The 14,841-nt window shown below is 51.8% G+C and carries 16 protein-coding genes; 10 read left to right on the forward strand and 6 right to left on the reverse strand.

The features are described from left to right. Positions 1 to 12: 12 nt before the first annotated feature. From SFC07_RS02455 to SFC07_RS02465, 3 genes are all read left to right on the forward strand, one after another. Positions 13 to 648, forward strand: coding sequence for a TIGR03085 family metal-binding protein (locus SFC07_RS02455; protein WP_411206635.1), 636 nt, complete (start codon positions 13 to 15; stop codon positions 646 to 648). 209 nt (positions 649 to 857) lie between these two features. Beyond that, complete coding sequence (locus SFC07_RS02460) at positions 858 to 3,758, forward strand: DNA translocase FtsK 4TM domain-containing protein (RefSeq protein WP_411206636.1); 2,901 nt, start codon at positions 858 to 860, stop codon at positions 3,756 to 3,758. A gap of 351 nt (positions 3,759 to 4,109) precedes the next feature. Further along, on the forward strand, positions 4,110 to 5,228 hold the full coding sequence (locus tag SFC07_RS02465) for a TerC family protein (RefSeq protein ID WP_411206638.1): 1,119 nt from the start codon (positions 4,110 to 4,112) through the stop codon (positions 5,226 to 5,228). A 114-nt stretch (positions 5,229 to 5,342) separates the two neighbouring features. Here SFC07_RS02465 and SFC07_RS02470 read toward each other — a convergent pair whose 3' ends face one another. Further along, positions 5,343 to 5,630, reverse strand: coding sequence for a YciI family protein (locus tag SFC07_RS02470; protein ID WP_411206639.1), 288 nt, complete (start codon positions 5,628 to 5,630; stop codon positions 5,343 to 5,345). 426 nt (positions 5,631 to 6,056) lie between these two features. Between SFC07_RS02470 and pgsA the strand changes: the two genes are divergently transcribed. The 4 genes from pgsA (at position 6,057) to SFC07_RS02490 (ending at position 8,619) form a co-directional block, all read left to right on the forward strand. After that, on the forward strand, positions 6,057 to 6,605 hold the full coding sequence (gene pgsA, locus SFC07_RS02475) for a CDP-diacylglycerol--glycerol-3-phosphate 3-phosphatidyltransferase (protein WP_411206759.1): 549 nt from the start codon (positions 6,057 to 6,059) through the stop codon (positions 6,603 to 6,605). Between the two features lie 9 nt (positions 6,606 to 6,614). Next, positions 6,615 to 7,205: a CinA family protein gene (locus tag SFC07_RS02480; RefSeq protein WP_411206641.1), complete on the forward strand. Its 591-nt coding sequence runs from the start codon at positions 6,615 to 6,617 to the stop codon at positions 7,203 to 7,205. Positions 7,206 to 7,262: 57 nt separating this feature from the next. Continuing rightward, positions 7,263 to 7,586: a helix-turn-helix domain-containing protein gene (locus SFC07_RS02485; RefSeq protein WP_411206642.1), complete on the forward strand. Its 324-nt coding sequence runs from the start codon at positions 7,263 to 7,265 to the stop codon at positions 7,584 to 7,586. A gap of 202 nt (positions 7,587 to 7,788) precedes the next feature. Then, positions 7,789 to 8,619 carry a PspA/IM30 family protein gene (locus SFC07_RS02490; protein ID WP_411206643.1) on the forward strand — a complete coding sequence of 277 codons (831 nt, stop codon included), beginning with the start codon at positions 7,789 to 7,791 and terminating at the stop codon, positions 8,617 to 8,619. A gap of 80 nt (positions 8,620 to 8,699) precedes the next feature. On the opposite strand, the gene SFC07_RS02495 is transcribed toward SFC07_RS02490, so the two are convergent. The 3 genes from SFC07_RS02495 to bioY form a co-directional block, all read right to left on the reverse strand. Further along, positions 8,700 to 9,311, reverse strand: a complete 612-nt coding sequence (locus SFC07_RS02495) for an energy-coupling factor transporter transmembrane component T family protein (RefSeq protein ID WP_411206644.1) — start codon at positions 9,309 to 9,311, stop codon at positions 8,700 to 8,702. Further along, positions 9,308 to 10,000 (reverse strand): energy-coupling factor ABC transporter ATP-binding protein, encoded by a 693-nt coding sequence (locus SFC07_RS02500; protein ID WP_411206645.1) that lies wholly within the window; start codon positions 9,998 to 10,000, stop codon positions 9,308 to 9,310. The genes SFC07_RS02495 and SFC07_RS02500 overlap by 4 nt, the downstream gene beginning before the upstream one ends. A 94-nt stretch (positions 10,001 to 10,094) precedes the next feature. After that, positions 10,095 to 10,706 carry a biotin transporter BioY gene (gene bioY, locus SFC07_RS02505; protein WP_411206646.1) on the reverse strand — a complete coding sequence of 204 codons (612 nt, stop codon included), beginning with the start codon at positions 10,704 to 10,706 and terminating at the stop codon, positions 10,095 to 10,097. Positions 10,707 to 10,820: 114 nt separating this feature from the next. Here bioY and SFC07_RS02510 point away from each other — a divergent pair, with 114 nt between their 5' ends. From SFC07_RS02510 to recX, 3 genes are all read left to right on the forward strand, one after another. Beyond that, positions 10,821 to 11,036 carry a DUF3046 domain-containing protein gene (locus SFC07_RS02510; RefSeq protein ID WP_411206647.1) on the forward strand — a complete coding sequence of 72 codons (216 nt, stop codon included), beginning with the start codon at positions 10,821 to 10,823 and terminating at the stop codon, positions 11,034 to 11,036. Positions 11,037 to 11,298: 262 nt separating this feature from the next. Then, the gene (gene recA / locus SFC07_RS02515; RefSeq protein ID WP_411206648.1) at positions 11,299 to 12,417 is read left to right on the forward strand and encodes a recombinase RecA; all 1,119 of its coding nucleotides are present in this window, start codon (positions 11,299 to 11,301) and stop codon (positions 12,415 to 12,417) included. 99 nt (positions 12,418 to 12,516) lie between these two features. Further along, complete coding sequence (gene recX / locus SFC07_RS02520) at positions 12,517 to 13,131, forward strand: recombination regulator RecX (protein ID WP_411206649.1); 615 nt, start codon at positions 12,517 to 12,519, stop codon at positions 13,129 to 13,131. A gap of 64 nt (positions 13,132 to 13,195) precedes the next feature. Here the strand turns inward: recX and SFC07_RS02525 are convergent, their stop codons facing one another. Both SFC07_RS02525 and gluC read right to left on the reverse strand, forming a co-directional pair. Next, on the reverse strand, positions 13,196 to 14,143 hold the full coding sequence (locus tag SFC07_RS02525; protein ID WP_411206650.1) for an amino acid ABC transporter permease: 948 nt from the start codon (positions 14,141 to 14,143) through the stop codon (positions 13,196 to 13,198). Beyond that, the gene (gene gluC / locus SFC07_RS02530) at positions 14,143 to 14,829 is read right to left on the reverse strand and encodes a glutamate ABC transporter permease GluC (RefSeq protein ID WP_411206651.1); all 687 of its coding nucleotides are present in this window, start codon (positions 14,827 to 14,829) and stop codon (positions 14,143 to 14,145) included. Before gluC ends, SFC07_RS02525 begins: the two co-directional genes overlap by 1 nt. Between the last annotated feature and the right edge of the window lie 12 nt (positions 14,830 to 14,841).

The raw sequence follows: 14,841 nt of genomic DNA on the forward strand, positions 1-14,841 counted from the left end.
AGGCTTGGCATCATGAAACTTTCGGCTTTTGAAAGAGAAGCGCTCAAAGATGCCCTGCTAGAAAAAGGGCCAGATGCACCAACCCTTTGTGGTGAATGGAAAACAAGGGACCTTGCCGTGCACCTCTTGGTCCGCGAGCAGCACCCACTGTCATTCCTGCGTTCACAACTTCCTGTTGGTGGAGATCCAGCCGAAGAACTCACTGAACAGAATCTGGAACGCCCCTATGAGGATGTTGTATATGAATGGGCAGCCGGGCCAAAGGGGTTAAATCCATGGCGTGCCCTTGACTCTATAGGCAATGCTATGGAGCACTTTATTCACCATGAGGATGTACGCCGTGGTGCGCTTACTCCGGGTGAGCTGGTGGAAGAGCGTGAGATTTCCCCTGAACATGCCCGTGAGTTGCATCGTTTATTAAAGATGTCCGCACCGCGCTTCATTAAGGCGGATCGTCCGGTGATTTTAGCACCAACCGGAATGCCGCGCATTGTGTATAACGATAAGTCCGGTGTTTCAAAGGATGGACAGTCAGTAATTAGGGTTCAAGGTGGGGTAGGGGAGCTCATCTTGTGGATCTATGGTCGTAAAGTTGTCAACGTTGACATCGAGGGAGACACCTCCAACCTGAACTTGGCGAGCCTCTAAAAGAATCACCAAAACCGCGTGGTGCCGCTGTGAATAGTGTGGTTTAAGCGACTAGTGTTAAAGCCATGACTGTCAGAAACGGCGCACCCAAGCGGGGGAGCTCTCGATCATCCGGAAAGTCGACAGGCCCTAAAACGGCATCGACTCCCCGGAGAAGCAAACCTGTCTCCAGAAGCAATAGCACCGAAACTGCCGTATTTACTTCCTCGATGACTGCACGTCGTGCAGCTGATACATCAGAAGAAAGGACCGGCAGTGCTTTTCGGGCTGTGGTTTCTGGAATTGGCACGATCTTTAGCGCAACCGCCGGGGGAGTAGGAAAACTTACCCGTTCCGTTGCAGACCTGGGGTGGTCACGCCGCGGTGACTTTGATGATGATTTAGATGATGACTTCGAGGAGGAGATCTCAACGAAACCCGCCGCTCGAAAGTCTCGAAGCAAAGCTGCAGAACCTGAGCTGGATTTGGACATTGATGATCAAGAAGATCAGGTACCGCTGCGCAATCGGGTAAGTGACTATACCGATGAGCACGCTGATGGAATTGCACTTAGCCTCGTTGGCGTAGCCATCGTGTTGGGTGCTGCAGTGTGGTTGGGAATTGGTGGACCGATCGGCAACTTTATTGCTGATATTGTGCACTTGACCATCGGTGCTGGTGCGTGGATCTTGCCACTAGCACTGATCGCATTAGCCATTGCATTGATGCTGCACTACACCCCTGAGAAAGAACATCAGGGCCACGTGAGTCTCGGCATTGGCGTGATCATTGTGAGCATGCTTGGCCTGATTCACCTTTTTGCCGGTAACCCTGTTGATTGGGAAGGGCGAAAGTCCGCCGGCGGAGCAATCGGTGCCTGGATTGGTGCGCCATTGGAAATGGGCTTCTCAGTGTTTTTGGCTGTTCCAATCCTTATTTTGGTGCTCTTTTGGGGTGCGCTAAAAACCACCGGAATTAGTATCCGCGAATTTGGGGAGTTTATCGGCTCCTACTTCGGCTTTGCCGGTGGACGCCGTGAAGAAGATTTTGCAGACGAAGATGACGATGATCTTTATGGGCATGTAGATAAGGTCATTGAATCCCGCGCAAAGGGCCGTGAACTTCCAGCGGCTCCAGCGCGGTCTACTTCCCGCACGCCACGTCGTCGAGTGCCAGCAACTCCACCACCGGCAGCTGCTCCGACCGTATCCACGCGCCGCCCCGCGGCGCCTTTGGACCGTTACCCAGTTGAGGAAGAAACCCCAGCTCCTGTCGCCGAACCTCAGCCAGCGCCGAGGGAGGCGTCGAAAAGCCTCTTTAAGCCTAGTGTGAGCGAAACCGATGAATTCCCGGCTATCACTGATGAAGATGTCAAGGCTGTAGCCAAGACTCCGGCTACTGATGCGGTTGCTGCTTCACGTGAAAGCATGCGTCAGGCGATTATTCAGCGTTCGGGTATGGATCCGGTTCCTGCCAAGGTTGAAAAGCCGGCTGCACCAACGCCAGCGGAAATTGTTAGCGATGGCGACAGCACCTATGTGTTGCCGAGCGCGAATTTGCTGATTCCAGGCGAGCCTGCCAAGCTGCGTTCGGAAACCAATGACCGCATGATTGAAGCGATTACTGATGTTTTCCGTGAGTTTAACGTTGATGCGACGGTGACTGGCTTCTCCCGTGGCCCCACAGTGACTCGTTATGAAATTGAGTTGGGCGCTGGTGTGAAGGTTTCCAAGATCACCAACCTGCAGTCCAATATTGCTTATGCGGCAGCGACGGAGAATATCCGTTTGCTTACTCCTATTCCGGGTAAGTCTGCTGTGGGTATTGAGGTGCCTAATACTGACCGTGAAATGGTGCGTTTGGGTGATGTGCTCAATGCGCCGGCCACGGTTGATAATAAGGACTCCATGCTCATTGGTTTGGGCAAGGATATTGAAGGCGATTTTGTTTCCTACTCCGTGCAGAAGATGCCACACCTGCTTGTTGCTGGTTCCACCGGTTCCGGTAAGTCCGCATTTGTGAACTCCTTGCTGGTGTCTTTGCTGACCCGTGCGCGGCCAGAAGAAGTGCGCCTGATTCTGGTTGACCCGAAGATGGTGGAATTGACCCCTTATGAGGGAATTCCGCACCTGATTACTCCCATCATCACCCAGCCGAAGAAAGCTGCAGCTGCATTGCAGTGGCTAGTTGAGGAGATGGAGCACCGCTATATGGACATGAAGCAGACCCGCGTGCGCCATATCAAGGACTTCAACCGCAAGGTGAAGTCTGGCGAAATCCAGGCTCCTGCAGGTTCCCAGCGTGAATACCGCCCATACCCTTATATCGTGTGTGTGGTCGACGAGCTCGCTGACTTGATGATGACTGCGCCTAAGGAAATTGAAGAGTCCATTGTGCGTATCACCCAGAAGGCACGTGCCGCTGGTATCCACCTGGTGCTGGCAACTCAGCGTCCTTCTGTGGACGTGGTTACCGGTCTGATTAAGACCAACGTGCCTTCCCGCCTTGCCTTTGCCACTTCCTCCTTGACTGACTCCCGCGTTATTTTGGACCAGGGCGGTGCCGAAAAGCTCATTGGTATGGGCGATGCCCTCTTTATTCCACAGGGTGCTGGCAAGCCCCAGCGTATTCAGGGCGCCTTTGTAACCGATGAAGAAATTCAAGCGGTGGTGGAAGCTGCCAAGGCGCAGCGCCAGCCTGAGTACACCGAGGGTGTTACCGAGGACAAGGCTGCCGAAGCCAAGAAGGTTGATGCAGACATCGGAAATGACCTGGAGGATCTGCTGGAAGCAGTGGAGCTGGTGGTGACTTCCCAAATGGGTTCCACCTCAATGCTGCAGCGTAAATTGCGTATTGGTTTTGCAAAGGCTGGTCGTTTGATGGACCTAATGGAATCCCGTGGCGTGGTTGGGCCTTCAGAAGGTTCTAAGGCACGTGAGGTGCTGGTCAAGCCGGAAGAGCTTGAAACCATTATTTGGATGCTCAAGGGTGCTGATCCAGCCGATGCTCCCAAGGAGGACAATTGGGATGACGGAGCAGCAGATAGCGAAGCGGAGCTGGACTCCGGTGGTAAAGATGCTGCCCCAGAAACCAATGTGGTGCGAGCTGACCCTTCCCGCGGAGCCTTCTAAGCGTCTCCCCGTTTGGGCCCAGTAGCAAACAAATTAGAGAATAAAAAGGTGACACCTAAGAGCTTTTACGCTCTTAGGTGTCACCTTTTCTAGGTGGCAATATCAGCCGGATTAGGTTATAGTTTTTCCGTATTGGAGGGGAGTACCCCATAAGCAGCGTTGATCGTCAACACGGAATCCAAACCAGCTACTTGATACCTAGTTAAGTAGCCCTGATTCCCGGTCACACTGGCCCACCATCACTTCTCGCATTTGGCTTTGACAGATTTTTTTAACTGGCCTTGAGGAGCGTTCGGGTGGGGGAGACCTCTGGTTCTTTTTCAACGACCAAGAACCGGAGGTTCTTTTTCTATGGAAGTTAACTTGTTAACTTGGGTAATCACCGTTGCGGTGGTTGCTGCATTCTTTATTTTCGACTTCTACACACACGTTCGCACCCCGCACGAGCCAAGCATTAAAGAATCCGCTTATTGGAGCCTCTTTTATGTTGGCCTCGCCTGCGTATTCGGTATCTTCCTTTGGTTCACTTGGGGTGAGCCAGGCAATCCGCACCAGCACGGTATTGAGTTCTTCACCGGCTATGTGACCGAAAAGGCCTTGAGCGTTGATAATCTCTTTATCTTCGCCTTGATTATGGGTGCCTTCAAGATCCCACGTAAGTACCAGCAGAAGGTACTGCTCATTGGTATCGCACTGGCACTTGTATTCCGTTTGGTCTTCATTTTGCTCGGCGCTGCAGTTATTGAAGCCTGGTCTGACGTCTTCTATATCTTCTCTATCTGGTTGATCTACACCGCAGTGAAGCTGATCTGGGATGAAGTTCGCGACACCCCAGAAACCGATCCTAATGACATGGCAGTCATCAAGATGCTGCGCAAGGTAATCCCGGTTACCGAGGGTTACCACGGTGACAAGCTCACCCACCGCGCAAATGGCAAGCTGCACCTCACCCCACTATTTGTGGCACTGGTTTCCATCGGCATGGTTGACCTGATGTTCGCACTGGACTCCATTCCTGCGATCTACGGTATTACCTCTGAGCCATATATCGTCTTCACCACCAATGCCTTTGCACTGTTGGGCTTGCGCCAAATGTACTTCCTGCTGGACGGCCTGCTTGACCGCCTGGTTTACCTGCCTTATGGCCTGGGTCTTATCCTGCTGTTCATCGGTGCCAAGCTTGGTCTGCACGCACTGCATGAAAACAAGCTGCCTTTCATCAACGGCGGCGAGCCAGTGGCAGTACCTGAAGTAGCCACCGTATTCTCCCTGGTCTTCATTGTTGGTGTATTGGTAGTTACGGTTGTTGCTTCCATCATCAAGAACAAGCGTGATGAAGCACAAAACGCTATCCCTCCACGCTGGAACCCATCTAAGAATGATGGCGACAAGTGGGACGCAGAAGAAGCAGCTGCCCAAGCAGTAGAGCAATCTGCTTCCACCACCAAAGCTCCAAAAGATAAGCGCTAAACGCTTCAACCTTGAGCAATAACTAAAGCGAGGGGGTCAGCCACCGTGGCTGACCCCCTCGCTCCTTTTTGCTTTTCGACGACAAGCTGAGGCTTTTGGAATGCTGGGCGAAATCTAGAAAATCTTGGAAACAGGGTTCCAGGTTTGGATGGTTCGGTTGTCTAGAACACCTTCCTTATAAAAAGGATCATTGTTCATCACGGTTTCAGCATCAACCAGGGTGGAGCCTTCTGGCAAAGCGATGACAATCAGTGCGCCACCCTCACCATCGGTGAAAGGACCGGAACCGACGATCTTTCCTTCAGCCAGCAAAGAAGCAACGAATTCGCGGTGGACGGGGCGAGCCGCTACAACGGCTTCACTATCAGGGCTATAGCTATAAGTAACTGCAAAGTAGGTCATAAACACTTAGTTTAGGCTCTGGCTACCGCTGAGGGGTGATTTATTTCTCCCTGTTCTCGCTCTGTTCTCCTTTAGTTTTTGAAGTCTGAAGCGGGGCGTGAGCGCATACATCATAATTGCTTCCGAGACACCGTAGACTTTGAGGCCTATCGTGGAACATAGTGCAGAGCTAGAAAACGAAAAGCCGGTAGTGATTAAAATCCATGAAGTTTAAGACAGTGCACTCAGCTCAGCTAAACGTTGTGTCTTAAAACAAGGCAGGTAGGGTAATAGATCGTGAATGATGCATCAGCAGGCGCCAATGGCGCACAGGACCGCCGAAAGAATTCCGTGAATTCTGGGGTGGCTCAAGGAAACAATAAGGCTCAAACAGCGACGTCTACTTCGACCTCTTCGACTCCATCGACGCAGCCTTCCAATTGGAATTTGCCTAATTTCTTGACCAGCTTGCGCATCATTGTTATTCCACTTTTTGCTTGGCTTACTTTAGAAGGAAAAACCGAAAATAACGCCTTCGCCTGGTGGGCATTAGTTGTCTTTATTTTGTTGATGATTACCGACAAACTAGATGGCGATATTGCTCGCGCCCGCGGTTTGGTGACCAACTTTGGCAAGATCGCCGATCCCATCGCGGATAAGGCATTGATGACAACAGCGTTTGTCTCCTTTAATATCATAGGAATTTTGCCCTGGTGGGTCACCATCCTCATCGTGATTCGCGAATTCGGCATTACCATTTGGCGCTTCTTCCAATTGCGAAATGGCAATGTGGTTCCGGCCTCCAAGGGCGGCAAGCTTAAAACCGTGCTGCAAACAGTGGCAGTTGCTCTCTATCTTTGCCCTTTGCCAGCGTGGATGGATATTCCAAGCCAGATCGTGATGTATTTGGCCATGATTGTCACCGTGGTTACCGGCCTGCAATACCTGTGGGATTCCCGCACCGCCGGCAAATCTGCTGACCATAGTTCCAAATAGGACTAAGTCATGGACGCGCACCTAAGTCCCAGTAGTGGTGGAAACACAAATGAGCTTGCTAGCCAGCTAGTTCGCCTTTTACGGGAAAAGGGACAAACTCTTGCCTTTTGTGAATCCTTGAGTGCAGGTTTGGCTAGTGCCTCGATTGCCGCAATTCCTGGTGCCTCCGCTGTGCTCCGTGGCGGTTTAGTTACTTATGCCACCGAGCTAAAAATGAAATTGGCCGGCGTACCTCGGGAGATTGTCGAGCAATTTGGGGTGGTTTCTGCAGAATGTGCAGCAGCCATGGCACAAGGGACGCAACAGGTATGTGAGTCTGATTGGGCGGTATCGCTAACCGGTGTCGCTGGTCCCGAAAAGCAAGATGGACGTCCAGTTGGGGAGGTGTGGATCGGCATTGCGGGACCTCCTTTACCCGAGGCAGAGGCCGAAACAAAAGAAAATTACCATTTGGAGAACGCCATGGGAACAATTCAGACTTTTCCTGCGTTTAAAAGTGAACAACAGGTAATCTTGGCTGAACAAGGTAGGAATATCATCCGGGAGGCTGCTGTTGCAGAATCCTTCCGTCTGTTGATCCAACAAATTGAGTGTGATTGACTCAAGTTCTTAGGTAAGCTGGGAACAAATTCAAGGGAAAGAGAGTTGAACCTAACGATGGTTACTTACACAACCCTTTTAGAAAAGCCTATTACTCAGGCTGCTACCAGAAAGGCTCCGGAGCCTCTCTTGCGCGAGGCACTTGGCGCTGCACTACGATCATTCCGCGCAGACAAAGGCGTAACCTTGCGCGAGCTAGCTGAGCTTTCACGAGTATCGCCTGGTTATCTTTCAGAGCTGGAACGTGGCCGCAAAGAAGTTTCCTCGGAGCTTCTCGCCGCCGTGTGCCACGCCCTGGGAGCCAGCGTTGCTGATGTGCTCATTGAAGCTGCCGGATCCATGGCTGTACGTGCAGCCGAAGAAGATCTCGCTCGTGTTTAGTCCGCATTCTTAAGGCCTGCCAGTTGTGCGCCCCCTGGGTGCCCAGGTGGCAGGGACGGTGTGGGGATTCGTCGAAAAGCGATGTTGGTTTCATTTCCAGCCACCATCGTCTTCAAAGTGTGGCTATTATGGACTGCGACGAAGTTCCCTGGAACTTAGCGAATTCATCTGATTCAGATATTTAGGAAGGCTCATTTTCAATATGGCTAATCCATTCTCCAAGGCATGGAAGTACCTGATGGCATTGTTTGACTCAAAGATTGAGGAAAACGCTGATCCAAAGGTGCAGATCCAGCAAGCCATCGAAGATGCACAGCGCCAGCACCAGGAGCTTTCCCAGCAGGCAGCTGCTGTTATCGGTAATCAGCGTCAGCTAGAAATGCAGCTCAACCGCCGTTTGGCTGAGATTGAGAAGCTGCAGGGCAACACCCGCCAGGCAATTCAGTTGGCCGACAAGGCCCGCGCTGAGGGCGACGTGCAGAAGGCTACCGAGTATGAAAATGCCGCTGAGGCTTTTGCTGCGCAGCTGGTCACCGCGGAGCAGTCCGTTGACGATACCAAGCAGCTGCACGATCAGGCCCTGCAGCAGGCTGAGCAGGCCAAGAAGGCAGTGGAGCGTAACTCCATGGCACTGCAGCAGAAGGTTGCTGAGCGCACCAAGCTGCTGAGCCAACTGGAGCAAGCCAAGATGCAGGAGAAGGTTTCCGAGTCTTTGAAGTCCATGAACTCCATGACCAATGGCAGCTCTCCTAACCTTGACCAGGTCCGCGAGAAGATTGAGCGTCGTTACGCTAACGCTTTGGGTCAGGCTGAGCTAGCGCAGAACTCCGTTGAGGGTCGCATGGCTGAGGTTGAGCAGGCTGGCGTGCAGCTAGCTGGTCACTCCCGCCTGGAGCAGATCCGCGCGGAGATGGCTGGTGGTGCCCTTCCTGCAGCTAATAAGCAGGAGTCCATTGCAGCTCCAACCTCTGAGCCCACCGTCACCGATGACGCTGTAGCTCAGCGCATGCGCGAATTGCGCGGCGAAGCTTAAAAACCAAGAAAGCGGGGCAGGTACAACTACCTGCCCCGCTTTCTTGTGCGCTTTTCGACGAACCCCTCCGCTTTGGAGGTTTAGTCGCCAGCTCCGCGGGCGAGGAGGGCATCGCCAATATTTCGGGCCCTGCGAATCGAACGAATGATCACCGGGGTTCCAAAAGCAACCACAGAAAAGCCAGCTCCACGTGCTTTGCGAGCATCAAGGACTTCATTGACTGTGGCCAATTGCAGCGGAATCAAACGTAGTGTGAGAGAAATTGCCAAGGTAATGGTCTCTACCGGAAGGCCAAAACGGGCAAAAGGTTGCAACATCTTTTCCACCGCATCCATCAGCGCTTCCAAACGGGTCGTCAGCGTTAAAAGCATTGCCGCCATTACTGCAGAGAGCAGCGTAAATACCGTGGTTGCCGCAAAATCAAAGCCACGCTGCCAGAGTTGAAAAGCACCCAAGAAGAGCAAAAGGGGAAAAACCGGCCAGATTTGTTGCCAAGCTGTTCTGAGGGGAGTTTTGGCTATGGCATAAAGCAGCACCATGAAGATCACCAAGGCGCCGGCCAACAGGGGAGTATCGGCAAAAATTGCTCCGCCGATAATAAAGATCAACAGCAGTGGAAACTTCCAGATAGCTGCTAGTCGGTGGATGGGTGAATTGGCATCCACATACACACCAAGCGGAATGCTTTTCATCGAATCGACTCTGTCATCAAGGAAATATAGTGAGCAATAGTGCTCTCTGCAGGGCCATCAGCTGCGATCTTATGGTTATCGATGCAAATAACCCGCTCAAAATCGCTAAGGAAATCAAGATCGTGACTCACCACAATAAGTTGCTGCTCAAGTCCCCTAAAAACTTCTCGAATTAAAAGACGATTACGCAGGTCTAGCAGCGTGGTGGGTTCATCGGCAATGATGAGTTCCGGTTCCAAAATTAACACCGCAGCCAGGGCAAGGAGCTGTTTTTGGCCGCCGGAAAGAGTATGCGGAGATTGATCTGCATGTTCGCTCAAATTAAAGCGCGCCAACATCTCATCTACTCGGTGATTGCGTTCTTCCCGCGACATCTTCTGGCGTCGCAATGAAAACGCGATATCTTCACGCACCGTGGGCATGATGATTTGGTTTTCTGCATCTGAAAAAACATAGCCCACCTTCTTTCGGACTTCACGGCCCTTTTCTGAGAGATCAAGTCCGTCAACTAAGACGCGGCCAGTGGTGGGTTCTCCCAGTCCATTAATCATCCTGATCAGTGTGGATTTTCCGCCACCATTAGCACCGATAATTCCAATACGTTGCTCCCGCATTGTGAGTGAAATTGGCTCCAAAATGAGGGTGTCCTCATAGGATACGGCGGCGTTCTCAAAGATGATTTCAGGCATATTAAGCAATTCTAGGTGAAGGGCATAGTTAATACTGACACCCTTTGAACAGCCTAAAGCAGTGGCTATTCAAAGGGTGTGGTGGAAAGTTGCGTTATTTCTTGGCGCGCAGATCAGGGAAGGCTGCATGGACACCAGCAGCGATGATGACCATCACCGCAAATTTGCCAAGGTCAGGCAGGATGAAAGGCAGCTGAGCGGTAGCTGCTTCGGCGAAGCCCATACCTGCACGCAAAGTAAGGCCAATGGAACCACAGAGGTACTGGGTGATAAGTCCAGCAAGCGCTGCCAGGCCAAGCACAACGAACATTCCGGTTCCGCGCTTCTTTGGAGCAAGGTAGGCAATGGAGCCTGCTACTAAGGCGGAAAGCAAATAGCCCACAATATAGCCTGCAGTGGGGCCAGCGAGTGCTGCGATGGTGGTGCGTCCGCCAGCTAGAACCGGCAAACCGATGAGTCCAAGTGCAAGGAACAAAAGTGCTGCCAAGAAACCACGGCGTCCGCCCAGAACTAATCCAGCCAAAACCACAGCTGCGTTCTGCAAAACGATAGGCACACCAGCGGTGCCCACAGGGATGGAAACAAAAGCCAAAACAATAATGAGGGCAGCAAAAACTGCGATGAGCGCGAGGTCTTGAAGACGCTTAGCGGAGGAGGGCCTCTTCTTGGTAGAAACCTGCGCTGGGGACTGGGAATCAGTGTGCATGGATGAATTGTACTACTGAACGGTGTTCAAAAAGCAATCTGGAACACACTTTTTATTTTGGGTGCACAATTCTCACAGCGCTTTAGCTAAATATGGCCATGTATGATTGTCTGCATGCGTTTATCGGAGTTCCAGCATCTAATTGCAGATGAGTTTGGTCAAACAAAAGGGGAGTGGATTGCCCATTCTCATGTCTTGGGCAGCTTCGGCGTCACCGTTAATGAAGCTGTGGAAAATGGTGAAGACTTGAGAGAAATCTGGATTCAGCTCTGCGATGATTTCAGCATCCCAGAGGAGCGCCGTTTAGGCTCTGATGACATTAGGTATTAAAAATTAGGGTTTTAACGCCTTTTAAAAAATTTTTCGTTTAGATTCGGGTTTCGAACAGTTGTGCGTGTAAAGTGGTGTTTAGAAATTTGAACGTCCCGGCTATGTTCTATCGTCTATCCACAGAAGCAACAATTTGACGCGCTGGGGATCCGATCTTCAACTTCCACGGTCTAACAAAGTAGGACCATAAATCCATTTTGTTTAGAGACTTTTAGCTAACACCGCTGGCACCTGTCAGATTTAACAAGGAATAGGACAAAAAATGGCTGCAAAGAAAACAACCTCAAAAACCGCCAATGTTAAGGGCGATGACCGCCAAAAGGCACTGGATGCCGCCCTGGCGCTCATTGAAAAGGACTTTGGCAAAGGTGCAGTGATGCGCCTGGGTGATGAAAACCGCCCTCCAATCCAAACCATCTCTTCCGGCAACACCGCAATTGATATTGCCCTAGGTATTGGTGGATTCCCACGTGGTCGCATTGTGGAGATCTATGGACCAGAATCCTCCGGTAAGACCACGGTAGCCCTACACGCCATTGCTCAAGCTCAAAAGGCTGGTGGCATTGCTGCCTTCATCGATGCTGAGCACGCGCTTGACCCAGATTATGCCCGCAACCTCGGCGTAGATACTGATGCGCTGTTAGTATCACAGCCGGATACCGGTGAACAGGCTCTAGAAATCGCCGATATGTTGGTCCGTTCCGGCGCGATCGACATTATCGTGGTGGACTCTGTGGCAGCGCTGACCCCAAAGGCTGAAATTGAAGGCGAAATGGGCGACAGCCACGTTGGTCTGCAAGCTCGTTTGATGAGCCAAGCGCTGAGGAAGATGACAGGTGCTCTGTACAACTCCGGCACCACCGCCATCTTTATTAACCAGCTGCGTGAAAAGATCGGCGTCATGTTCGGTTCACCAGAAACCACCACCGGTGGTAAGGCGTTGAAGTTCTACGCCTCCATTCGTTGTGATGTGCGCCGAATCCAAACTCTTAAAGATGGTCAGGATGCTATCGGTAACCGCACCCGACTCAAGGTCGTTAAGAACAAGGTGTCCCCACCGTTCAAGATCGCAGAGTTCGACATTATGTACGGCGAAGGCATCTCCCGCGAGTCCTCTGTTATTGACCTCGCAGTAGATCACGGCATCATCAAGAAATCCGGATCCTGGTTTACCTATGAGGGCGATCAGCTCGGACAGGGCAAGGAAAAGGTTCGTCTTTACCTCAAGGGCAACCAAGATCTCACCGATGAGATTGAAGAGAAGATCTTTAAGAAGCTGGGCGTTGGAAAATTCGCTGCGGTTTCCGATGAACTCACTGATGATCCCGTAGAGCTCGTCCCAAATGTTGATTTTGATGACGCAGACGACGCTGAGGATTAAACCCTAAAGTGCCTTAGGCAAGGGGAGTAACTGCTAGATCCTTAGCGAGATGCTCCCCTTTTATATTTTCACCTGCGAAAACCCCAATGGAGGCAGAGCGTGGCTAGCACCACCGATGCGGCACAACTAAGAAAAATCGAACAGCTCCGACTGGCCATTGATAAGTTCCAAGCTGAAAAAGCCGATGGCACCAGCACCTTCTTTGATAAAGAAAAAGAAGAGAAGAAAGCGACAGTCCGCCGGCGTGCTCTATTACTGCTAGATCAACGAGCTCGTTCCACGGCAGAGCTTCGCACTCGTTTAAAAGCCCTTGAATTTGAAGAAGACATTATCGAAGAAGTCATCCAAGATTTTCTCAACTCCAACCTCCTGGATGATGAATCCTTCGCCATGGAGTGGGTGCGTCAACGAAGTCAGCGCCGAGGCAAGTCCTCTCGTGTCTTGGACCAGGAATTGCGGGACAAGGGTATCGCTCAGCATGTGCGTACTGCCGCCTTGGAACAAATAGATGGTGATGCGGAGCGGGAGACGGCTTGGGCCGTCGCCCGCAAAAAAGCGCGCTCCGAAAGCAAGGTGCCGCAAGACCGGGGTGACTATGACAAAGCTTTAAGACGAGTCCTGGGAGCACTGGCACGACGTGGCTTTCCAGCGGGATTGTCCATGCAATTAGCCCGCCAAGCTCTCGACGAACGTTTGGAAGAACTAAAGGCCTAAAACAAAAAGGGCAGGGTCTGGGATTTTAAACCCAGACCCTGCCCTTAATTAATGGTGGTAGTTCTTACTGCACACCAGGAGTTTTGAGGTCCTTATAGTCAGGATCATGCCAATCAGCATTTACTTGATCCTTTGTAGTCAACCCTTGATCAGGATGTTCCGGAACCTTCGCCACAATGTTTTTGCGGGCACGGCCAGCGCGGAGTTGGCGTTCAATTCGAGAAGCCAGGGCGCTGAGCGAGAAGTTCAGAGCGATCATGATAACCGCAACCACAAAGAGTGCGGCCAGGTAGTTACGGTTGACAGAAGCGGACTGAATACCGGAGCGAACAACTTCGATGTAGCCGATCTGGTAGCCCAGAGCGGAGTCCTTCAGGGCGATAACCATCTGAGAGATCAAAGCGGGGAGCATCGCTGCCACAGCCTGTGGCAGCAAGATTGACCAGGTGGTCTGACGGGGAGACAATCCCAGCGCAGTGGCAGCTTCGCGCTGGCCCTTGGGCAGGGAAGCAATACCTGAGCGCAGAATTTCCGCAATGACTGAGCCGTTGTACATGGTCAGGCCAAAGACAACTGCTGCAAAGGCCAGGTGCTTGGACGGGAAGATCTGATAACGCGCAAACATTTGGTAGGCGAAGATCATGAGAATCAGCACGGGGATTGCACGGAAGATCTCGATGATGACACCGCAGAACCAACGCAGCGGGCGAGATTCAGAAATGCGGCCCAGGCCAAGTGCCGTACCCATAATCAGTGCAAGTAGAACTGAGACCACTGCGGACTTCAGGGTGCCCCAAAGACCAGGCAGGATATAGGTGGTCCAGGTTTGGCTATTAATAAAGGGAGACCACTTAGCTGCATCGAGCTGGCCATTGGCATTAAGTGCAGTCCCGATCCAGTACAGCAGGCCAATTGCCACCACGATAGTTATGACCGTGATGATGACGTTTAATCGACGGCCCTTGGGACCAGGCGCATCGTAGAGAACGGTGGCTCTTGTAGAGGTAGACATTATTTCTTCACCGCCAAACGCTCAGAAAGTTTGCCAAGGCCAAGGCCCATCGGCAAGGTCAGAATCATAAAACCAACGGCAAAAATAGCGAAGACAACAAAGAGCATATTGGCGTGGTTTTCGATGGTGGACTTCATCAGCAAGGATGCTTCACCGACGCCAATAACAGAGGCAACGGTGGTGTTCTTGGTTAGTGCGATCAGGGTATTTCCCAGTGGCACAATTGCTGCGCGCAGCGCCTGCGGGAAAACAATGGAGCGGAAAGTATCACTAAAACCAAGTCCCAGGGAGCGAGCAGCTTCAGCTTGGCCAAAGTGCACGGTATTAATACCGGAGCGCAGGGATTCCGCTACGAAGGTTGAGGTGTAAAGAATAAAGCCCAACACGGCAAGACGGAAGTTGTTGTCCAGCAAGAAGGTGGAGCTTTCGCGGTTTGCCAGAGCAAACCCGAGGTTTTGGTAAAGACCAAAGGAACAGAACAGCACCACAAGAGTAAGTGGGGTATTGCGAACCGTGTTGATATAAGCGGTGGATAGGGTACGCAGGATCTTTACTGGTGAAACCCTCATTGCGGTGAGGATGGTGCCCAGGATCATGGCGCCGATGGCGGATAGGATGGTGAGTTTAATGGTCACCCAAAAAGCTGGCAGTAACGACGGACCCAGATCCGCCCACAAAGTGCTCATGTGGAGGTTCCC

This window comes from Corynebacterium callunae (genome assembly GCF_046592015.1).
GTDB classification, from domain to species: domain Bacteria; phylum Actinomycetota; class Actinomycetes; order Mycobacteriales; family Mycobacteriaceae; genus Corynebacterium; species Corynebacterium callunae_A.

What these genes read in the sequence shown, in the direction of transcription:
- SFC07_RS02485 (WP_411206642.1), top strand. Translation starts at nt 7,263, where the DNA reads ATGGTTACTTACACAACCCTTTTAGAAAAGCCTATTACTCAGGCTGCT.
- SFC07_RS02495 (WP_411206644.1), bottom strand. Translation starts at nt 9,311, where the DNA reads ATGAAAAGCATTCCGCTTGGTGTGTATGTGGATGCCAATTCACCCATC.
- SFC07_RS02460 (WP_411206636.1), top strand. Translation starts at nt 858, where the DNA reads ATGACTGCACGTCGTGCAGCTGATACATCAGAAGAAAGGACCGGCAGT.
- SFC07_RS02455 (WP_411206635.1), top strand. Translation starts at nt 13, where the DNA reads ATGAAACTTTCGGCTTTTGAAAGAGAAGCGCTCAAAGATGCCCTGCTA.
- SFC07_RS02510 (WP_411206647.1), top strand. Translation starts at nt 10,821, where the DNA reads ATGCGTTTATCGGAGTTCCAGCATCTAATTGCAGATGAGTTTGGTCAA.
- recA (WP_411206648.1), top strand. Translation starts at nt 11,299, where the DNA reads ATGGCTGCAAAGAAAACAACCTCAAAAACCGCCAATGTTAAGGGCGAT.
- bioY (WP_411206646.1), bottom strand. Translation starts at nt 10,706, where the DNA reads ATGCACACTGATTCCCAGTCCCCAGCGCAGGTTTCTACCAAGAAGAGG.
- SFC07_RS02490 (WP_411206643.1), top strand. Translation starts at nt 7,789, where the DNA reads ATGGCTAATCCATTCTCCAAGGCATGGAAGTACCTGATGGCATTGTTT.
- SFC07_RS02470 (WP_411206639.1), bottom strand. Translation starts at nt 5,630, where the DNA reads ATGACCTACTTTGCAGTTACTTATAGCTATAGCCCTGATAGTGAAGCC.
- SFC07_RS02480 (WP_411206641.1), top strand. Translation starts at nt 6,615, where the DNA reads ATGGACGCGCACCTAAGTCCCAGTAGTGGTGGAAACACAAATGAGCTT.
- SFC07_RS02500 (WP_411206645.1), bottom strand. Translation starts at nt 10,000, where the DNA reads ATGCCTGAAATCATCTTTGAGAACGCCGCCGTATCCTATGAGGACACC.
- gluC (WP_411206651.1), bottom strand. Translation starts at nt 14,829, where the DNA reads ATGAGCACTTTGTGGGCGGATCTGGGTCCGTCGTTACTGCCAGCTTTT.
- SFC07_RS02465 (WP_411206638.1), top strand. Translation starts at nt 4,110, where the DNA reads ATGGAAGTTAACTTGTTAACTTGGGTAATCACCGTTGCGGTGGTTGCT.
- SFC07_RS02525 (WP_411206650.1), bottom strand. Translation starts at nt 14,143, where the DNA reads ATGTCTACCTCTACAAGAGCCACCGTTCTCTACGATGCGCCTGGTCCC.